This is a genomic window from Labrenzia sp. PO1, assembly GCF_012273635.1.
Lineage (GTDB): Bacteria > Pseudomonadota > Alphaproteobacteria > Rhizobiales > Stappiaceae > Roseibium > Roseibium algicola.
In genome coordinates this window covers 548,365-562,473 of the sequence record NZ_JAAXCR010000002.1, presented here as the reverse complement: position 1 = coordinate 562,473, position 14,109 = coordinate 548,365, and the positions used below count along the sequence as shown (strand labels likewise).

Below are 14,109 nucleotides of genomic sequence, written 5' to 3'. Positions count from 1 at the left end.
TGCGTCTCCGTGGTTGGTCGTCAGTCGATCGGCATGACAAAGGGGTTGCCTTCAAAGGCATTTGCACCGCGGCCGATGCCCCGGATGGCGTCGATCATGCGGCCATCACGGCCGAGGATCTTGTCGCCCATCGCAACAATCCGGGCGTTCGGTGTGGCCGACGGCGACCGCGTCCGAAGGATCTTCGCAAGATCGTATTCATCCGCATTCGGGTTAAGCGCACAAGCTGCCACATAGGCACCGGCCGTCGAGCGGCTGATGCCTGCCCAGCAGTGTATCACCAGCGGTTCCTGCCGGTCCCAGGATCTCACGAAGGACAGAAAAGCCTCCACTTGCCTTTCACTGGCCGGAACCAGCCCCTTCACCGGCGTTACAATGTCGTTGAAGGCAAGAAACAGATGGCGTTCCGGCAAGATACCGACAGGGGTCGGCACGCTCATTTCGGCGTTGATCAGGGTGATCACGGATTTGGCGCCGGTGGAGACCACCGTTTCGGGCAATTTCGACAGGGAACAAACGTGCAGCATGACAGAACCGGTTCTTCGTATCCGTCAATAAACTAGGGTCATTCGTGGGCAAGGTCACCCGTTAGCTTGTCTGCTTTTCGGGTTGTTCCCAGCTTCGCGCAGGGCTTCGATCTCTTCAAAGCGCTGCATGAACATTTCCTGGGCAGATTTCACCGGCAGAGGCTCAAGGCCGTAACGCAACTTGCCGTTCGCATCGAGCGGAAAACCACGTGGTTTGCCGAAAATCTTGGCAGCTTCGTCTTCGTCGAAACCGGCCAGTTCCACCGCCTCGAAATAGGCACAGATGATGTCGGCGCGCTTTGCGAGCTTCTTCACGGCCACGGGAATTGCCGCGGGCAGACCGAACCGCAGGTGGATTGCCCCCTGCAGGCGGGATTCCACCCCCTTGTAGGCTTCACCAATGACGGACTTGAAGGGAGATATCATGTCGCCGATGACATATTCCGGCGCATCATGCAGCAGAACAGCCAGGCGCCAGTGCGGCGGCAGGTCCGGTTTCAGCATCATGGCGATGTCTTCAACGATCAGCGAATGTTCCGCGACCGAGAAGGCATGGTTGCCATAGGTCTGTCCGTTCCAGCGGGCGACACGGGCAAGGCCATGGGCGATGTCGGAGATCTCGACGTCGAGCGGTGAGGGGTCCAGAAGATTGAGCCGTCTGCCGGACAACATGCGCTGCCAGGCGCGCGGGGGCTGGTCGGTTCGGGCAGAGGCCATCGGTCCTCAAAGGTCTCGCGGTTTCAGTCCGCGGTGCTGGGCTCCGGCAAGGAAAACGATGCCCAGTCGGGCACCTTGACCAGAATCTCCGCGTCACCGCATTGCAGAGGGATGCCGTTGTCCTTGGCTTGGGCTACCTTGTCAAGACGGAGCAGGGCAAGGCCCACAGCGCTGTCACCGGTACCGGCACTGGACCCGAGCGCCCCGACGGATTTGCCGCCGGCCATGATATCGGCGCCCTTTTCGGGGAGCATCGCGCCGCTTTCGATCTGAACGAACCGCTTGCGGGCGCTGCCCCGGTGCTGCATGCGCGAAACCACTTCCTGGCCGACGTAACATCCCTTGGAAAAGGAGACACCGCCAAGCTGATCTAGATCGGCATCGTGAGGGAAAATATCCGAGTAGTCGTAGTCTTTCAGACCTTCCGGCACGCCATTTGAAATGCGGTGAAGATCATAGGCTGCAACGTCCGCGGGTGAACCGTCGAGCATTGCGGAAACATCAGCCACTGAACCGGAAATACGCATCCCGAGCGCTGGCAGCCGCGGATCCGTGACGCAGGCCAGGGCTGCCTCCAGACCAAGGTTCAAAGCGTTGCCCGCTTCCGAAGCGCCATCCCAAACCGCAATCACACCGATGTCTTCCGGCAGCAGTTCCAGTTCCACCTTTGCCCGCAGCCGATAGAATGTCAGCCGTTTCAGAAGGTCAGCTGCCGTTTCTGATGGGGCATCCAGCAGGTACCCGGTTTCGACGCGGTAAATCAGGAAATCGAACAGGATCTTGCCCTGGGGCGTCAGCAGGGCACCTGCGCGAGCGCCACCTTCCGTCATGCCGTCGATATCTGCCGTCACCAGGTTTTGCAGGAAATGCTGTGCCTCGGCACCGCCAACGCGGATCAACGAGCGGTCGGACAGGTGGGCATAGGACAGGGTCGACACGGCAGGCTCCATGGAACGGATGACTGATTCAGACAGGTTGACTGGCCAGTTTCACTTGAGTGCCACATAGGCGCTTTCCCCACCGTGGGCAAGGTTCTGAATCTGTCGACCCCTGTCTGGTCCTTTGCCGCCGGGCCGCGTATAAGCCCGTTAAATAGACCTGCCGACAGACCCGAATTAACGCGGAGGAGCCACATGAGCGCGACCTATGACCTGATCCTGAAGGGCGGAACCGTAGTCAATCAGGACGGCGAGGGGCAGCGTGATGTCGCTGTTCGCGGCGGCCGGATTGTCGGCATAGGCTCCTTCGACGCTTCACAGGCAGGCGAAACGGTCGATTGCACGGGGCTGCATGTCCTGCCGGGCGTCATGGACACCCAGGTGCATTTCCGCGAGCCCGGTCTCGACCACAAGGAAGACCTGGAATCCGGTTCCCGTGCTGCCGTCATGGGCGGCGTCACCGCGGTCTTCGAGATGCCGAACACCAATCCGCTGACGACTTCCGAGGCAGCCCTTGCCGACAAGGTGCGGCGCGGACACCACCGCATGCACTGCGACTTTGCCTTCTGGGTCGGCGGAACGCGGGATAACGTCAAGGACATTCCTGACCTGGAACGACTGCCGGCGGCAGCGGGCATCAAGGTGTTCATGGGGTCTTCCACCGGCGACCTTCTGGTGGAAGACGACCAGGGCGTGAAGGAAATCCTGTCCGTAACCCGCCGCCGGGCGGCCTTCCACTCCGAGGACGAATTCCGCCTGCGCGAACGTCAGGGAGAACGTGTTGAAGGCGACCCAAGCTCCCATCCGATCTGGCGTGACGAGATCGCAGCGCTTCAGTGCACCCAGCGTCTTGTGGGCATTGCGCGCGAAACCGGCGCCAAGATCCACATTCTGCATCTGTCTACGGCAGAGGAGGTCGATTTCCTGATCGACCACAAGGATGTCGCCTCCATCGAGGTGACACCGCACCACCTGACATTGACGGACGAAGCCTACCACCGGCTGGGTACGCTGGTTCAGATGAACCCACCGGTGCGTGCACCGCGCCACTCGGAACGTCTCTGGTGGGCCTTGCAGCAGGGCATTCTCGACATCTTCGGTTCCGATCATGCCCCGCATCTTCTGGAAGAAAAGCAGAAGCCCTATCCGGCGTCCCCGTCGGGAATGACCGGTGTGCAGACGCTGGTTCCGATCATGCTGGATCATGTCAACGCAGGCCGCCTCAGCCTCGCGCGTTTTGTCGACATGACCAGTGCAGGCCCGGCCCGTCTTTTCCAGACGGCGCTCAAGGGCCGGATCGCAGTCGGCTACGATGCCGACTTCACCGTGGTGGACATGAAGCGCAAGGAAACGATCCGCAACGAGTGGATTGCCTCCAAGTGCGGCTGGACACCTTATGACGGCAAGGACGTCACCGGCTGGCCGGTTGGGACTGTTGTCCGCGGGCAGCGCGTCATGTGGGACGGCGAGCTGACGACACCCTCGCGTGGCGAACCCGTCCGTTTCCTGGACGGACTGAAAGCCTGAGAAAAGCCACTCCTGCGGGAACCGTTGGCGTGAATGGGCCGTTTTCCCCATTCAGGCCCCGTTCACGTTGTGGCTGCTAGCTGTACAAAATGTGATGTGAATAACAGCCGCGAGCTGGGTAATGTGCGACTTTGCGGCTGAAAGGTCGAAGGAAACCAATAAGTAACCGTGTTTCCTAACCCGATCTACACAGATGTTGGTTACAGTTTTAATCGAGCTTTATGGGTATTTGCGTTGGGGAGCTCAGGGATGTTGTCATTGGAAATGAATAGCCGGAGTAGGCACAAGCGCTCGCTGCTCAACTTGACCGGTGCCGCAGTTATTTCGTTCGCCGCCATGTCGGCCGCATTCGCGCGTGACGCCGCTCCGGAAACGGATGTGACAAGCGAACCGCCATTGCACATGCTGGTGTCGCTGGACGAGCAGAAGATCAAGGTCTATCGCGGCCTTGATCTGATCGAAGTGTCGTCGATTTCCTCCGGGAAGCGCGGCCACAGCACACCGACCGGTGTGTTTTCCATTCTGGAAAAGAGGCGCAAGCACTTTTCCAACCTCTACGACAATGCGCCGATGCCATTCATGCAGCGTCTGACATGGTCGGGTATTGCCCTGCATGTCGGAAGGTTGCCCGGCTATCCGGCTTCGCACGGTTGCATTCGTCTTCCGAAAGCATTTGCACAGTCGCTTTACAGCATGACCGAGCGCGGCATGCATGTTGTCGTGACACGGGGCGAGGCGAACCCGCTTGGTGTGCATCACGCTGTATTGCCGCAGCCCTATGTGCCTGAAACCGAGGTCGCAAGCCTGACGGACGAGACCATTGCAGCCGATCCGGCTCTGCGTGGTGCCATTCAGGAAGCGCCCCTGCAGGCTAACCTGCCGGCAGTACAGCCGGAAAATCCTTATTTCGATCAGCCTCTTCGGATGATCATCACGCCGCAGAAAGCACCAAGCCGCATTCAGGTGCTGCAACAGCTGCTCAACCAGATGGGCTTCAATGCCGGTCCGGAAGACGGTGTCATGGGCCGCAAGACGCGTGCAGCAATCAGCCTGTACCAGGAAGGTGCCGAACTGCCGGTAACTGGTCAGCTGACCAATGCGCTTGAGTTCCGCATCCATGCCGATGCCGGATACGAAGAGCCGAAGAATGCAACGCTGCGGATCCGTCGCAAGTTCCGCGATGTCTATTCCGCCCCTGTCTCGATCAAGGATATCGACCAGGAAATCGGAACGCACGTTTTCACTGCCATGGATTTCAAGCCCGGTGACTCGTCGGTCGAGTGGATGGCGGTATCTGCCGAAGGTGAACGCGGTGGCGCGTCGATGGACGTTCTCGACCGGATCGAGATGTCCAAGAAGGTCGCGCTTGAAGTTTCCAGGATGCTGACCCCGGGTTCGTCCCTGACGGTCACGGACCGAAACTTCACCCGCAACACGGGTCTTGGCACCGACTTCGTGGTTATCACGCGCTAGGTTCGGATCTCCCAACGGTCTGGACGGAAACACAGCCCCCGCTTCGGCGGGGGCTTTTTTGTTTCGTTTCCGCTGGGGAGGAAGGCTTCCCATCGACGAAGACGCTCCTGACTGCTGAGGCAGGTCTTCACTGGCGGTTTATTATCCGGATAACGGCTCGTTTCTCCGCAAACGTCACCAAACTGTCGCGTCCGTCACGTATCGGAAGGCAGTTTATTGGCGCAGGTGACTCGGGAGAAAGACATGGCGCAGAGCACGCTTACCGCATCGAAGAAACGTCTCAAGAATGCGGTTCACCGTTCCGAAGCCACCTCCAAGGACGGTTTTCTCGAGCGCCTGTTCACATTCGCTTTCAAGGGCCTTGTCTATCCGCAGATCTGGGAAGATCCGGATGTCGACATGAGGGCTCTTCGCCTGACGCCGGACTCCCGAATGATCACGATCGCGTCGGGCGGCTGCAACGTCATGTCCTACCTGACGGCAAATCCGGCCGAGATCACTGCGGTGGACCTCAACCGTGCACATGTGGCGCTGGGCCGGCTGAAACTGGCGGCAGCCAAGCATCTGCCGAATTACGAGGTCTTCTACAGGTTCTTCGGCGAAGCAGACGAAAAGGCCAATGTTGCCGCCTATCAGCGTTTCCTGAAAGACAAGCTCGATCCTGAAACGGTCGCCTACTGGGAAGGCCGTGACATGGCCAATTGGGGCCGCAAGAGGATCACGCTGTTCTCGCGCGACCTCTATCATCACGGTCTGCTGGGCTATTGCATCGGCGCGGGACACCTGGTCGCAAGGCTCTATGGCATCGACCCGAAGCACATGGTCAAGACAAGGTCGCTGGAAGAACAGCGCACTTTCTTCGATACCGCACTGGCGCCGCTGTTCGACAAGCGTCTGGTGCGCTGGGCTACGTCCAAGAAGATGTCGCTCTACGGCCTCGGCATTCCGCCGGCGCAGTATGACGCCCTGGTATCGGCCAGTGCCGAACGCGACATGTCTGCGGTTCTGCGTCAGCGGCTTGAGAAACTCGCTTGCGACTTCTCCATGCAGGACAACTATTTCGCCTGGCAGGCCTTCGGCCGTGGTTATGCTCCAAGCGGTCAGGACAGCACTGGGCCGGCCGGGCCTTTGCCGCCATACCTAAAGCGCGAGCATTTCGAGGAAATCCGTCAGCGTGCGGGCCGGGTCCGCGTGCTCAATCGCAATTTTACCGAACACCTTCAGTCGGTTCAGGACAATACGCTTGACGCCTATGTGCTGCTGGACGCCCAGGACTGGATGACAGACCATCAGCTCAATGCACTCTGGACCGAGATAACGCGGACCGCTCTTCCAGGTGCCCGGGTCATCTTCCGCACCGCTGCCGAACCGACACTTCTGCCGGGCCGCGTATCCGACCAGATCCTGAACCGCTGGACCTACGAGGAAGAGGAAAGCCTGGAGCTGGGCCGTCAGGACCGCTCCTCCATTTATGGTGGCTTCCATCTTTATGTGTTCAACGGCTAAGCTGGCCGTCCTGCGTACGGAAACATAGCGTCATGACCCAAGCCGTCGAAACAGCCCGGCTGATGGATGCCGTCTATCGCCATCAGCGCCATTTTTACGACCTGACCCGCAAGTTCTACCTGCTCGGGCGCGACAAGCTGATCCGAGAGCTTCAGCCGCCGCGAGACGGCGTCGTGCTGGAACTTGGCTGCGGCACCGGCCGGAACCTGATTGCGGCTGCGAAAGCCTATCCGGACGTTCGTTTCTACGGTCTCGACATTTCCAGGAACATGCTGGAAACCGCCCAGAAGAACATCGACAAGGCAGGCCTGACAGACCGGATTACGCTTGTGGAAGGCGATGCCGCAAACCCGGCGGCAACGGAAGGTTTTGGTGTTCCGGCTTTCGACCGCGTCTTTTATTCCTATACGCTGTCCATGATCCCGATCTGGCGCGAAGCATTGGCGGCAGGTGCCGCGCGGCTGGCGCCGGACGGGCGGATCCACGTGGTCGATTTCGGTCAGCAGGAACGCTTGCCCGGCTGGTTCAAGCGCGTCCTGTTTGCCTGGCTCAAATCCTTCCACGTATCTCCACGAGCTGACCTGGAAGGCGAGTTGAAAGCCCTGGCTGCCAGCATCGGCGCCGTTGCCTCTTTCCATCGCCTTTACGCCGGCTACTCCGACTATGCGGTGATCTCGAAATCGCAGTAACCGAGGTACGCGACAACACGTCGGATCGCTACAGAACCGGCGTCGAAGTTACGGACACCCCTGTTCGGCCCAAAGCCGCAACGCATTCTTGAAAGTGCCGCCATAGGGGTGCTGTTTCTCGATGGTTCTGGACTTGTCTGCGACGTAGGTCTTGGCCTGGTCGCACAGGTTCGCCTGCTCCCATTGATGACAGGCGGCACAAGTCTTGTCCTTCCAGACCGCTTCCGGCAGGCCCTCGATCGGCGGGAATTTCGGCGATCCGGTGATCAGCTCCGAAATGCTTCGGGTGGCGATATCCGGCTCTCCCATGGCAAGGGGGGCGTTGAATGCTATGACGGCTGACGGTTCCCCCGGCTCGGCGGCAGGTGAGCCTTGCTCGGCGATGGCCGGCGCGTCTTCCTGCTGCGGCTGACTGGCGACCGGATCCGTGCTCTGCTCCTTGTTGACGATCGTTTGCAGCTCCAGACGTGCGAGTTCGGCAAAGGCACCATTCGGATATGCGTCCAGATAGGTTTGATAGGCGCTTGCGGTTCCCTCTCGGCGCGCTGTTTCGATCATGTCACGCTCGCTTGTCTGGGGCGTGGCAGGTTCGGTTTCCTGTTGTGGGGCAGGTGTCGCCTGCGCGGTGGGCTGCGTTTCCTTCTCCATCAGAGCCGTCAGGAGTTCCCTGGCTTCTGCGGAGTATCGGCTGTCCGGGTGCGCGCGCAGGAACAGGAGGACTTGCAAGGGGTCCTTGCTGAGTTTCACCGTGTCCCAGATCTGGCGCAGCTCGACTTCCTCGGCAGAGGGAGCCTTGGCCGGGACAAACTGGAAATCAACGGTGAGGGAGGACGTGTCCCACGGGGTCTGCTGGTTGCCGGTCTCCTTCAGAACATCGACCCGCACCGCCTTGAAAAGGGTTTCGACGGGCATGCCGGGTGTCGGCATGTGCCGGGCCAGCGCTTCGGTGAAGGGGCTGTTGCCGCCGATACCATCGAGCGCGATGTCGCCCGGTGCGGTGGAATAGGAGAGGAAAGTACCTCTGGGGGCCTTCATTTCTGCCAGACCGTTGTCGCTGAGGTCCGGGATGGAAACGAACGGATTGTTTCGGCAGGCATCCAGAATGACGATGTTGGTCCGGTTCCGTGCCGAGAACATCTGCCGCAGAACGGCCTGCGCAGGGACCCCGACCAGGCTGAGGTCGGCAGCGTCCTGAAGTTCGATATCGACTGGAAGGAGAAAGTTTGCACCGAACGATTGCACGCCGTGGCCGGCATAATAGAACAGCCCGGTCGCGTCCTCGCCCGCGGCCCGCAACTTGCTGCCGAACTGCGAAATCGCCGTGATCATCTCGTTCTGGCTGGAGTCGGTGACGAGGGTAACCTCGAAGCCAACCTTGCGCAGCGCGTCGGCCATCAGGCTTGCGTCGTTTACCGGATTGTCCAGTGGCGTCACGGTCGTGTAGGCGCCATTGCCGACAACCAGAGCCAGCCGCGGTTCCGCGTGAGCCCTCTCAGACAGCGCGCCAATGGTCACTGTCAGTGCCAGGAGGATTGCGATTGCAAAGCGGTGCATGTTGGACCTATTCGACAACGACAAACTCTATCCGCCGGTTGCGTTGCTTTCCTTCCGCGGAGGTGTTCGGAGCGACGGGACGGCTTTCGCCATACCCGACACTCCTGATCCTGCTGTCGGGAACGTTCTTGGAGACAAGATACTGCTTGACCGCACCCGCCCGGCGTTCGGACAGGGCCAGGTTCGATGTATCGCTGCCATCACTGTCGGTATGTCCTCCGACTTCAATGGTCAGTTCCGGGCATCTCATGATGATGTCAACGAGGCTGTTCAGGAGTGGCTGGCTTCGCGGATCAAGCTGCGAACTGCCGCTTGGAAAGTAAATGTTGTCCGTGCGGGACAGGATCTCGAACCGGCCGGTGCAAGCCTCGTTGTCCAGGTTGCCTTCCGGCTCAAGCGCGGTGCTTGCAGCTGGCTGAGAAGCGGCCGCCTGCTGGGGCTGGTCGTCGGTATCATCCTCGTCCGTTTCGCCCGATTTGCGGGCGAAGATGAAATCGAAGGAGACCGTTGCCGATGGCACGATGACGACGCCGGCGGCTTCCTCGAGCTTCTTGATACCGCCACCGAGAGCGAAGTCGGAAGCTGCGACAGACACCGGCGCGGTGCTCGAAACGGCAACCAGGTCTTCGCTCAGATAGGTCACCGTAACATTGGCCTCGAACGGTTTTGAGACGCCGTGAAGGTCGAGATTGAAGGCAAGCGGGATCGTCTTGCGTTTGACGGTCGGAAGGTCAGCCAGGGCTGACGCATCAATTTTCGTCGAGATGACGGCTTCAGGGAACTCGAACGTTTCGAAGAAGAGAAACCGCATGCGCACGTTTCTGAGGTCGATTTTCGTATCGATCGAGTCAAGAAAGATGCGGACGCTGGCGTTGCCGGTATCGTCAATGCCGCCTTCAAATTCCGCGAAAGAACTGGATTCAACGATGGTCAGGTTCTTGACCGACTGGAACCGCAGGGAAGATGCATCCCGTTGCAGGGTCCAGCCGCCTTCAAAGAATTCTTCCGATGCATTGGCAGGCGACTGAATAAGGACCACTGTCACCAGCGCAAGGAAGAGCATTTTCCAGGCGAACCGCACACCATTCATCTTCCTACCCCTTCAACCCGGACGGCGTTGATCGCCAATTTTCGTAGCGTCCTGAAAGTTTTACAACGTCAGCGGGGGAATGCAACGGGCCGCTGCCGGGTTTCCCGTATTGGTCGCTCGGGTTGGTAAAGAAGCCGGCAGGCCAATGCTCTGCGATATGTGTCAGCGATAGGTCCGCTCCTCTATCGGCGTCAGCCTTATCTTTTCCAGCAGCATGTCCAGAAGAGCCTGTTCGGCGCGGTTCAGTTTCGCCTTCGGGTTCCAGACCACATGAACGTCGATCTCCGGCAGCGCGTCATAGGGTGGGAGTTGCCACAAAAGACCCTCTCGAATATCCCGCTTGGCAACGTGGACAGGCAAGGGGCCGATGCCCAGTCCGGCAATGATCATGCGCCGGACTTCTTCCAGGTTGGCCGATGTGCCGACGATCCGGTCTTCGAGATCCGCTTCCGCCCGCATCAGCGTTACCGGACGAAGGGCGTCTTCCAGCCGGTCGGTCACGAAGCTGACGGCGGACTGACCGGCAAGATCGGCCTTTGTCAGGTTGGTCTTGCCGTAAAGCGGGTGAGGCGGACCGCAGAAGAGGCCGAAAAACTCCCGGAAAAGGCGCAGGTACTCAAGCTTTGGATTGCGTTCGCGCACCAGGCAGACGGCGAGCGAAGCCCGGCGGGATGTGACGGCTTCCAGTGCATCCTTGCTGGCCGAAACGTTGATGGTAAGTGTTGCGGCCGGGTGCCGTTCGTGAAACTCGCGCAGGGTGTCGTCATAGAGCGGCGAAACCACGTGACTGGCCATGGCGATTTCGACGTGGCCGCGGATCTCGTCGGTGACGTCACGCATCAGGGTCCCGAGCCTCAGGATGGATCCCTGGATCTCGATGGCTTCCTTCAACAGCAATTCGCCGGCTTCCGTCAGCTCGAACTGACCCGGCTTGCGATTGATGAGCTTGCGTCCCAACCGGTCCTCCAGCCGCTTCAGTGCGCTGGAAACGGTGGGCTGCTTGAGGCGCAGTCTGTCAGCCGCCCGCGTCACACTTCCGGACTGGGCCAGGACGATGAAGGTTCTCAGCAGGTTCCAGTCCAGTTCGCGGGCAAGCCGTTCCGCCTGGATCGGGCGTAATCCATCAGCCATTGATTAGATCTATAATTATAATTTTCATTATCTATTTGATCAATGAACACCTGCCTGCGACGCTGAAGTCAAGCAATTTTGACAAGGCATCTGGCAGGGTTTGAGCGCATGAGCGTCGAGGCGCGGGAAAAACGACAGCCATGGATACTCCTTTCCCCTGCGCTCACAGCAGTGGGGCTGCTGCTTTTCGTGCCGCTCGTTTTTATTGTCGTCTATTCGTTCTGGCTGCGCACGGCCACGGGCGCTGACCAGGCGGGCTTTTACCTGGACAACTGGAACGAGGCGCTGACCGATCCCTTCTATCGGGACATCCTGCTCGGTACCCTGCGGATTGCCGCCATCACCACATTTGCCTGCGCCGTCATGGGCTATCCGGCGGCTTATTTCATTGCCCGTTCACGTGGCAACAAGGCGTTACTGCTGCTGTTGCTGATGCTGCCGTTCTGGATCAGCTACATCATCCGGACCATGTCCTGGATCAACATCCTGGGTGTATCCGGTGCGGTCAACTGGGCCCTGCTCAACCTCGGCATTGTCTCCGAACCGGTCCAGATGCTCTACAACGAGCCGACCGTGATCCTCGGCCTTGTGCATTTCCTGCTGCCCTTCATGGTGTTGAACGTCTATGTGGCGCTGGAAGGGATCGATGTTTCGCTGGAGGACGCGGCCTGTTCCCTCGGCTCCACCCGCTGGCAGGCATTCCGGGAAGTCACCTTGCCGCTGTCCCTGCCGGGGCTCGCCGCTGGCGGCTTGCTCTGTTTCGTACTGAGCGCCGGTACCTACATCACGCCGCTGGTTCTGGGTGGTCCGACGGACGCCATGTTCGCCAATCTCGTTTTCGAGGCGATCATCACTCAGCTCAACTGGCCGCTCGGCTCCGCGCTCTCGCTCATGCTGCTCGCCGTCCTCGGCGCCCTGGTGCTGATCTACAACCACTATCTCGGCATGGGCCAATTGATGAAGGGGCTTGGCTGATGGGGTGGCAACTGATCCGGGCCTATACGCTGCTGGTCTATCTGTTCATGTTCCTGCCGGTCGCGGTGGTGGTTCTGCTCAGCTTCAATGCCAGCCAGTTCGGCAGCTTTCCGATGACCGGCTTCTCGTTCCGCTGGTTCGTCGAACTGGCCGGAAACGACGCCATCCTGCGGGCGTTCCAGACCTCGATTGTCCTTGGTGCCCTGACCGCGCTGATCTCCACGACACTTGGTGTTCTGGCAAGTCTTGCCCTGGTGCGCTACGAGGTACCCGGCCGCAACCTGATCTCCACCCTCCTGATTGCGCCGATCCTGGTGCCGGAGGTGGTGCTGGCGGTCGCCTTGCTGCTGTTCCTGAATTTCCTGTCGATCAACAAGAGCTTCTTCCTCCTCCTGATGGGGCACGTCATCTTCACGCTGCCCTTTGTCATCCTTGTGGTGCAGGCCCGCCTTGTCGGCATCCGCCGCGATTACGAGGAAGCCGCACTCAGCCTTGGCGCAAGTCCCGTGCAGGCCTTCTTCCAGATCACGCTGCCGCTGCTGGCCCCGGCGGTCTTCGCCGGTATGCTCTTCGCGTTCACCATCAGCTTCGACGATATCACCGGCACCTTGTTCTGGAAGCCGGGCGGTGTCGAAACAGTGCCCACCCAGATCTTTGCCATGCTGCGCAATTCCATCTCCCCGGAGATCAACGCGCTCGGCACCGTGATGATTTTCCTGACCGTCGGCCTGCCGCTTCTCGGGCTGGCAATCGCCCGGCGGATGGCCATGCAGCGCGGCGGTTAGAACCGCGCGATCAAAGCAAGAAACCGACACAAGAACCAGAGTGGAAAACAAGATGGACAATACCAAACGCTATGAGCGTCTGCGCGAACGCTATCTCAACGGTGATCTCGACCGCCGCAAGTTTCTCGGGCTGATCGGGGCGGCCGGTCTGGCCTACGGAGTGCAGACACCCTTTGCCCGCCATGCCATGGCTGCGACGGAGGAAGTCCGCTTCGATGGTTGGGGCGGGGTCGTCTCGGAAGCCTTCCGCAAATATGCCTTCGATCCCTACACCGAAAAGACCGGCATCAAGGTTGTCGACGGAACGTTCGGCGGCGGTGATGAATATCTGTCGCGCGTCAAGGCCAGCCAGGAAGGCGAATACAATATCGCGCACCTGTCAGGCGTCTTCGACTACGCACGCTATGTCAATCTCGGGCTGAACTCGACGCTCAACGAGGACAACATCCCGAACCTGAAATACGTGATCCCGAAACTCACCGACGTCTTCCGCGGTGTCACAGACGGCAAGCTGTCCTGCGTGCCTTATGACTACGGCACCACAGGCATTGCCTATAACCGGAAATACATCTCCGACGACGAAGCCAAGGAAAAGGGTGCAAAGCTCCTGATCGATGAAGCCTACAAGGGCAAGATCGGCGGCTGGTCCGACTGGCGCACCCGCATCTGGTACGCATCGCTGCAGACCGACCAGGATCCGAACAACGCAACGGATATGGATGCCGTCTGGCAGGCTGTGCGCACCAACCGTGATCTGCTGTTGAAATACTGGCAGTCCGGCGCGGAACTGATGAGCCTTCTGGCCGAAGAGGAAATCTACGTTACCGAGGGCTGGTCCGGCCGGATCTACGCCCTTCAGGAGCAAGGCCATGACATCGGCTATATCGATCCGCCCAACGGTTTCGGCTGGCAGGAATGCCTGTTCGTGATCAAGGGCTCGCCCATGGAAGCTTGCGAGGAACTTCTGAACTTCATGCTGGCGCCCGAAACCTCGATCGCGGTCGCCGAAGGCCAGAACTACCCGCCGGCGCTTGACCCGACAAAGGTTGATCTCGGCAAGAAAATCCCGACCCTTCCGGCGTTCGATCCGACGGGCACGCTTGACGGTCTGACCTTCGCCAATCCGGAATACTGGAACAGTCACGAACAGGATTGGTCCAAGATGTTCGGACGGATCCAGAAGGGGTACTGAGCCCG

13 protein-coding genes are annotated in these 14,109 nt (G+C 59.7%); 7 read left to right on the top strand and 6 right to left on the bottom strand.

The features are described from left to right. Positions 1 to 20: 20 nt before the first annotated feature. From HCG46_RS10485 to HCG46_RS10475, 3 genes are read right to left on the bottom strand one after another with little or no spacing between them, the layout of a single operon-like run. Entirely contained in the window at positions 21 to 527 is a 507-nt protein-coding gene (locus tag HCG46_RS10485) for a tyrosine phosphatase family protein (RefSeq protein WP_023001925.1), read from the bottom strand. 54 nt (positions 528 to 581) lie between these two features. After that, positions 582 to 1,244 carry an HD family hydrolase gene (locus HCG46_RS10480; protein ID WP_055657932.1) on the bottom strand — a complete coding sequence of 221 codons (663 nt, stop codon included), beginning with the start codon at positions 1,242 to 1,244 and terminating at the stop codon, positions 582 to 584. A gap of 23 nt (positions 1,245 to 1,267) precedes the next feature. Next, positions 1,268 to 2,182: a folate-binding protein YgfZ gene (locus tag HCG46_RS10475; protein WP_353621816.1), complete on the bottom strand. Its 915-nt coding sequence runs from the start codon at positions 2,180 to 2,182 to the stop codon at positions 1,268 to 1,270. Positions 2,183 to 2,377: 195 nt separating this feature from the next. Between HCG46_RS10475 and HCG46_RS10470 the strand changes: the two genes are divergently transcribed. The 4 genes from HCG46_RS10470 (at position 2,378) to HCG46_RS10455 (ending at position 7,377) form a co-directional block, all read left to right on the top strand. After that, positions 2,378 to 3,709 (top strand): dihydroorotase, encoded by a 1,332-nt coding sequence (locus HCG46_RS10470; RefSeq protein WP_023001922.1) that lies wholly within the window; start codon positions 2,378 to 2,380, stop codon positions 3,707 to 3,709. A 264-nt stretch (positions 3,710 to 3,973) separates the two neighbouring features. After that, positions 3,974 to 5,182 (top strand): L,D-transpeptidase, encoded by a 1,209-nt coding sequence (locus tag HCG46_RS10465; RefSeq protein WP_208992242.1) that lies wholly within the window; start codon positions 3,974 to 3,976, stop codon positions 5,180 to 5,182. Between the two features lie 243 nt (positions 5,183 to 5,425). Next, complete coding sequence (locus HCG46_RS10460) at positions 5,426 to 6,688, top strand: DUF3419 family protein (RefSeq protein WP_168686135.1); 1,263 nt, start codon at positions 5,426 to 5,428, stop codon at positions 6,686 to 6,688. A 32-nt stretch (positions 6,689 to 6,720) separates the two neighbouring features. Beyond that, complete coding sequence (locus HCG46_RS10455) at positions 6,721 to 7,377, top strand: class I SAM-dependent methyltransferase (protein ID WP_168686134.1); 657 nt, start codon at positions 6,721 to 6,723, stop codon at positions 7,375 to 7,377. A gap of 48 nt (positions 7,378 to 7,425) precedes the next feature. On the opposite strand, the gene HCG46_RS10450 is transcribed toward HCG46_RS10455, so the two are convergent. The 3 genes from HCG46_RS10450 to HCG46_RS10440 form a co-directional block, all read right to left on the bottom strand. After that, positions 7,426 to 8,931 (bottom strand): caspase family protein, encoded by a 1,506-nt coding sequence (locus HCG46_RS10450; protein ID WP_168686132.1) that lies wholly within the window; start codon positions 8,929 to 8,931, stop codon positions 7,426 to 7,428. A gap of 7 nt (positions 8,932 to 8,938) precedes the next feature. Continuing rightward, entirely contained in the window at positions 8,939 to 10,021 is a 1,083-nt protein-coding gene (locus HCG46_RS10445) for an OmpA family protein (RefSeq protein ID WP_168686130.1), read from the bottom strand. Positions 10,022 to 10,183: 162 nt separating this feature from the next. After that, the gene (locus HCG46_RS10440; RefSeq protein WP_023001916.1) at positions 10,184 to 11,152 is read right to left on the bottom strand and encodes a LysR family transcriptional regulator; all 969 of its coding nucleotides are present in this window, start codon (positions 11,150 to 11,152) and stop codon (positions 10,184 to 10,186) included. A 108-nt stretch (positions 11,153 to 11,260) separates the two neighbouring features. Here HCG46_RS10440 and HCG46_RS10435 point away from each other — a divergent pair, with 108 nt between their 5' ends. The 3 genes from HCG46_RS10435 to HCG46_RS10425 are packed head-to-tail and all read left to right on the top strand — an operon-like array spanning position 11,261 to position 14,104. Next, entirely contained in the window at positions 11,261 to 12,127 is an 867-nt protein-coding gene (locus tag HCG46_RS10435) for an ABC transporter permease (RefSeq protein WP_031269698.1), read from the top strand. Next, positions 12,127 to 12,912, top strand: coding sequence for an ABC transporter permease (locus HCG46_RS10430; RefSeq protein ID WP_077290682.1), 786 nt, complete (start codon positions 12,127 to 12,129; stop codon positions 12,910 to 12,912). Before HCG46_RS10435 ends, HCG46_RS10430 begins: the two co-directional genes overlap by 1 nt. Before the next feature lie 52 nt (positions 12,913 to 12,964). Continuing rightward, positions 12,965 to 14,104 (top strand): extracellular solute-binding protein, encoded by a 1,140-nt coding sequence (locus HCG46_RS10425; protein ID WP_062491878.1) that lies wholly within the window; start codon positions 12,965 to 12,967, stop codon positions 14,102 to 14,104. Positions 14,105 to 14,109 lie beyond the last annotated feature (5 nt).

Bases quoted from the DNA above. Each gene is read 5' to 3' on its own strand.
- HCG46_RS10440 (WP_023001916.1), bottom strand. From the start codon at position 11,152: ATGGCTGATGGATTACGCCCGATCCAGGCGGAACGGCTTGCCCGCGAA.
- HCG46_RS10445 (WP_168686130.1), bottom strand. From the start codon at position 10,021: ATGAATGGTGTGCGGTTCGCCTGGAAAATGCTCTTCCTTGCGCTGGTG.
- HCG46_RS10485 (WP_023001925.1), bottom strand. From the start codon at position 527: ATGCTGCACGTTTGTTCCCTGTCGAAATTGCCCGAAACGGTGGTCTCC.
- HCG46_RS10425 (WP_062491878.1), top strand. From the start codon at position 12,965: ATGGACAATACCAAACGCTATGAGCGTCTGCGCGAACGCTATCTCAAC.
- HCG46_RS10460 (WP_168686135.1), top strand. From the start codon at position 5,426: ATGGCGCAGAGCACGCTTACCGCATCGAAGAAACGTCTCAAGAATGCG.
- HCG46_RS10455 (WP_168686134.1), top strand. From the start codon at position 6,721: ATGACCCAAGCCGTCGAAACAGCCCGGCTGATGGATGCCGTCTATCGC.
- HCG46_RS10450 (WP_168686132.1), bottom strand. From the start codon at position 8,931: ATGCACCGCTTTGCAATCGCAATCCTCCTGGCACTGACAGTGACCATT.
- HCG46_RS10465 (WP_208992242.1), top strand. From the start codon at position 3,974: ATGAATAGCCGGAGTAGGCACAAGCGCTCGCTGCTCAACTTGACCGGT.
- HCG46_RS10480 (WP_055657932.1), bottom strand. From the start codon at position 1,244: ATGGCCTCTGCCCGAACCGACCAGCCCCCGCGCGCCTGGCAGCGCATG.
- HCG46_RS10435 (WP_031269698.1), top strand. From the start codon at position 11,261: ATGAGCGTCGAGGCGCGGGAAAAACGACAGCCATGGATACTCCTTTCC.
- HCG46_RS10470 (WP_023001922.1), top strand. From the start codon at position 2,378: ATGAGCGCGACCTATGACCTGATCCTGAAGGGCGGAACCGTAGTCAAT.
- HCG46_RS10430 (WP_077290682.1), top strand. From the start codon at position 12,127: ATGGGGTGGCAACTGATCCGGGCCTATACGCTGCTGGTCTATCTGTTC.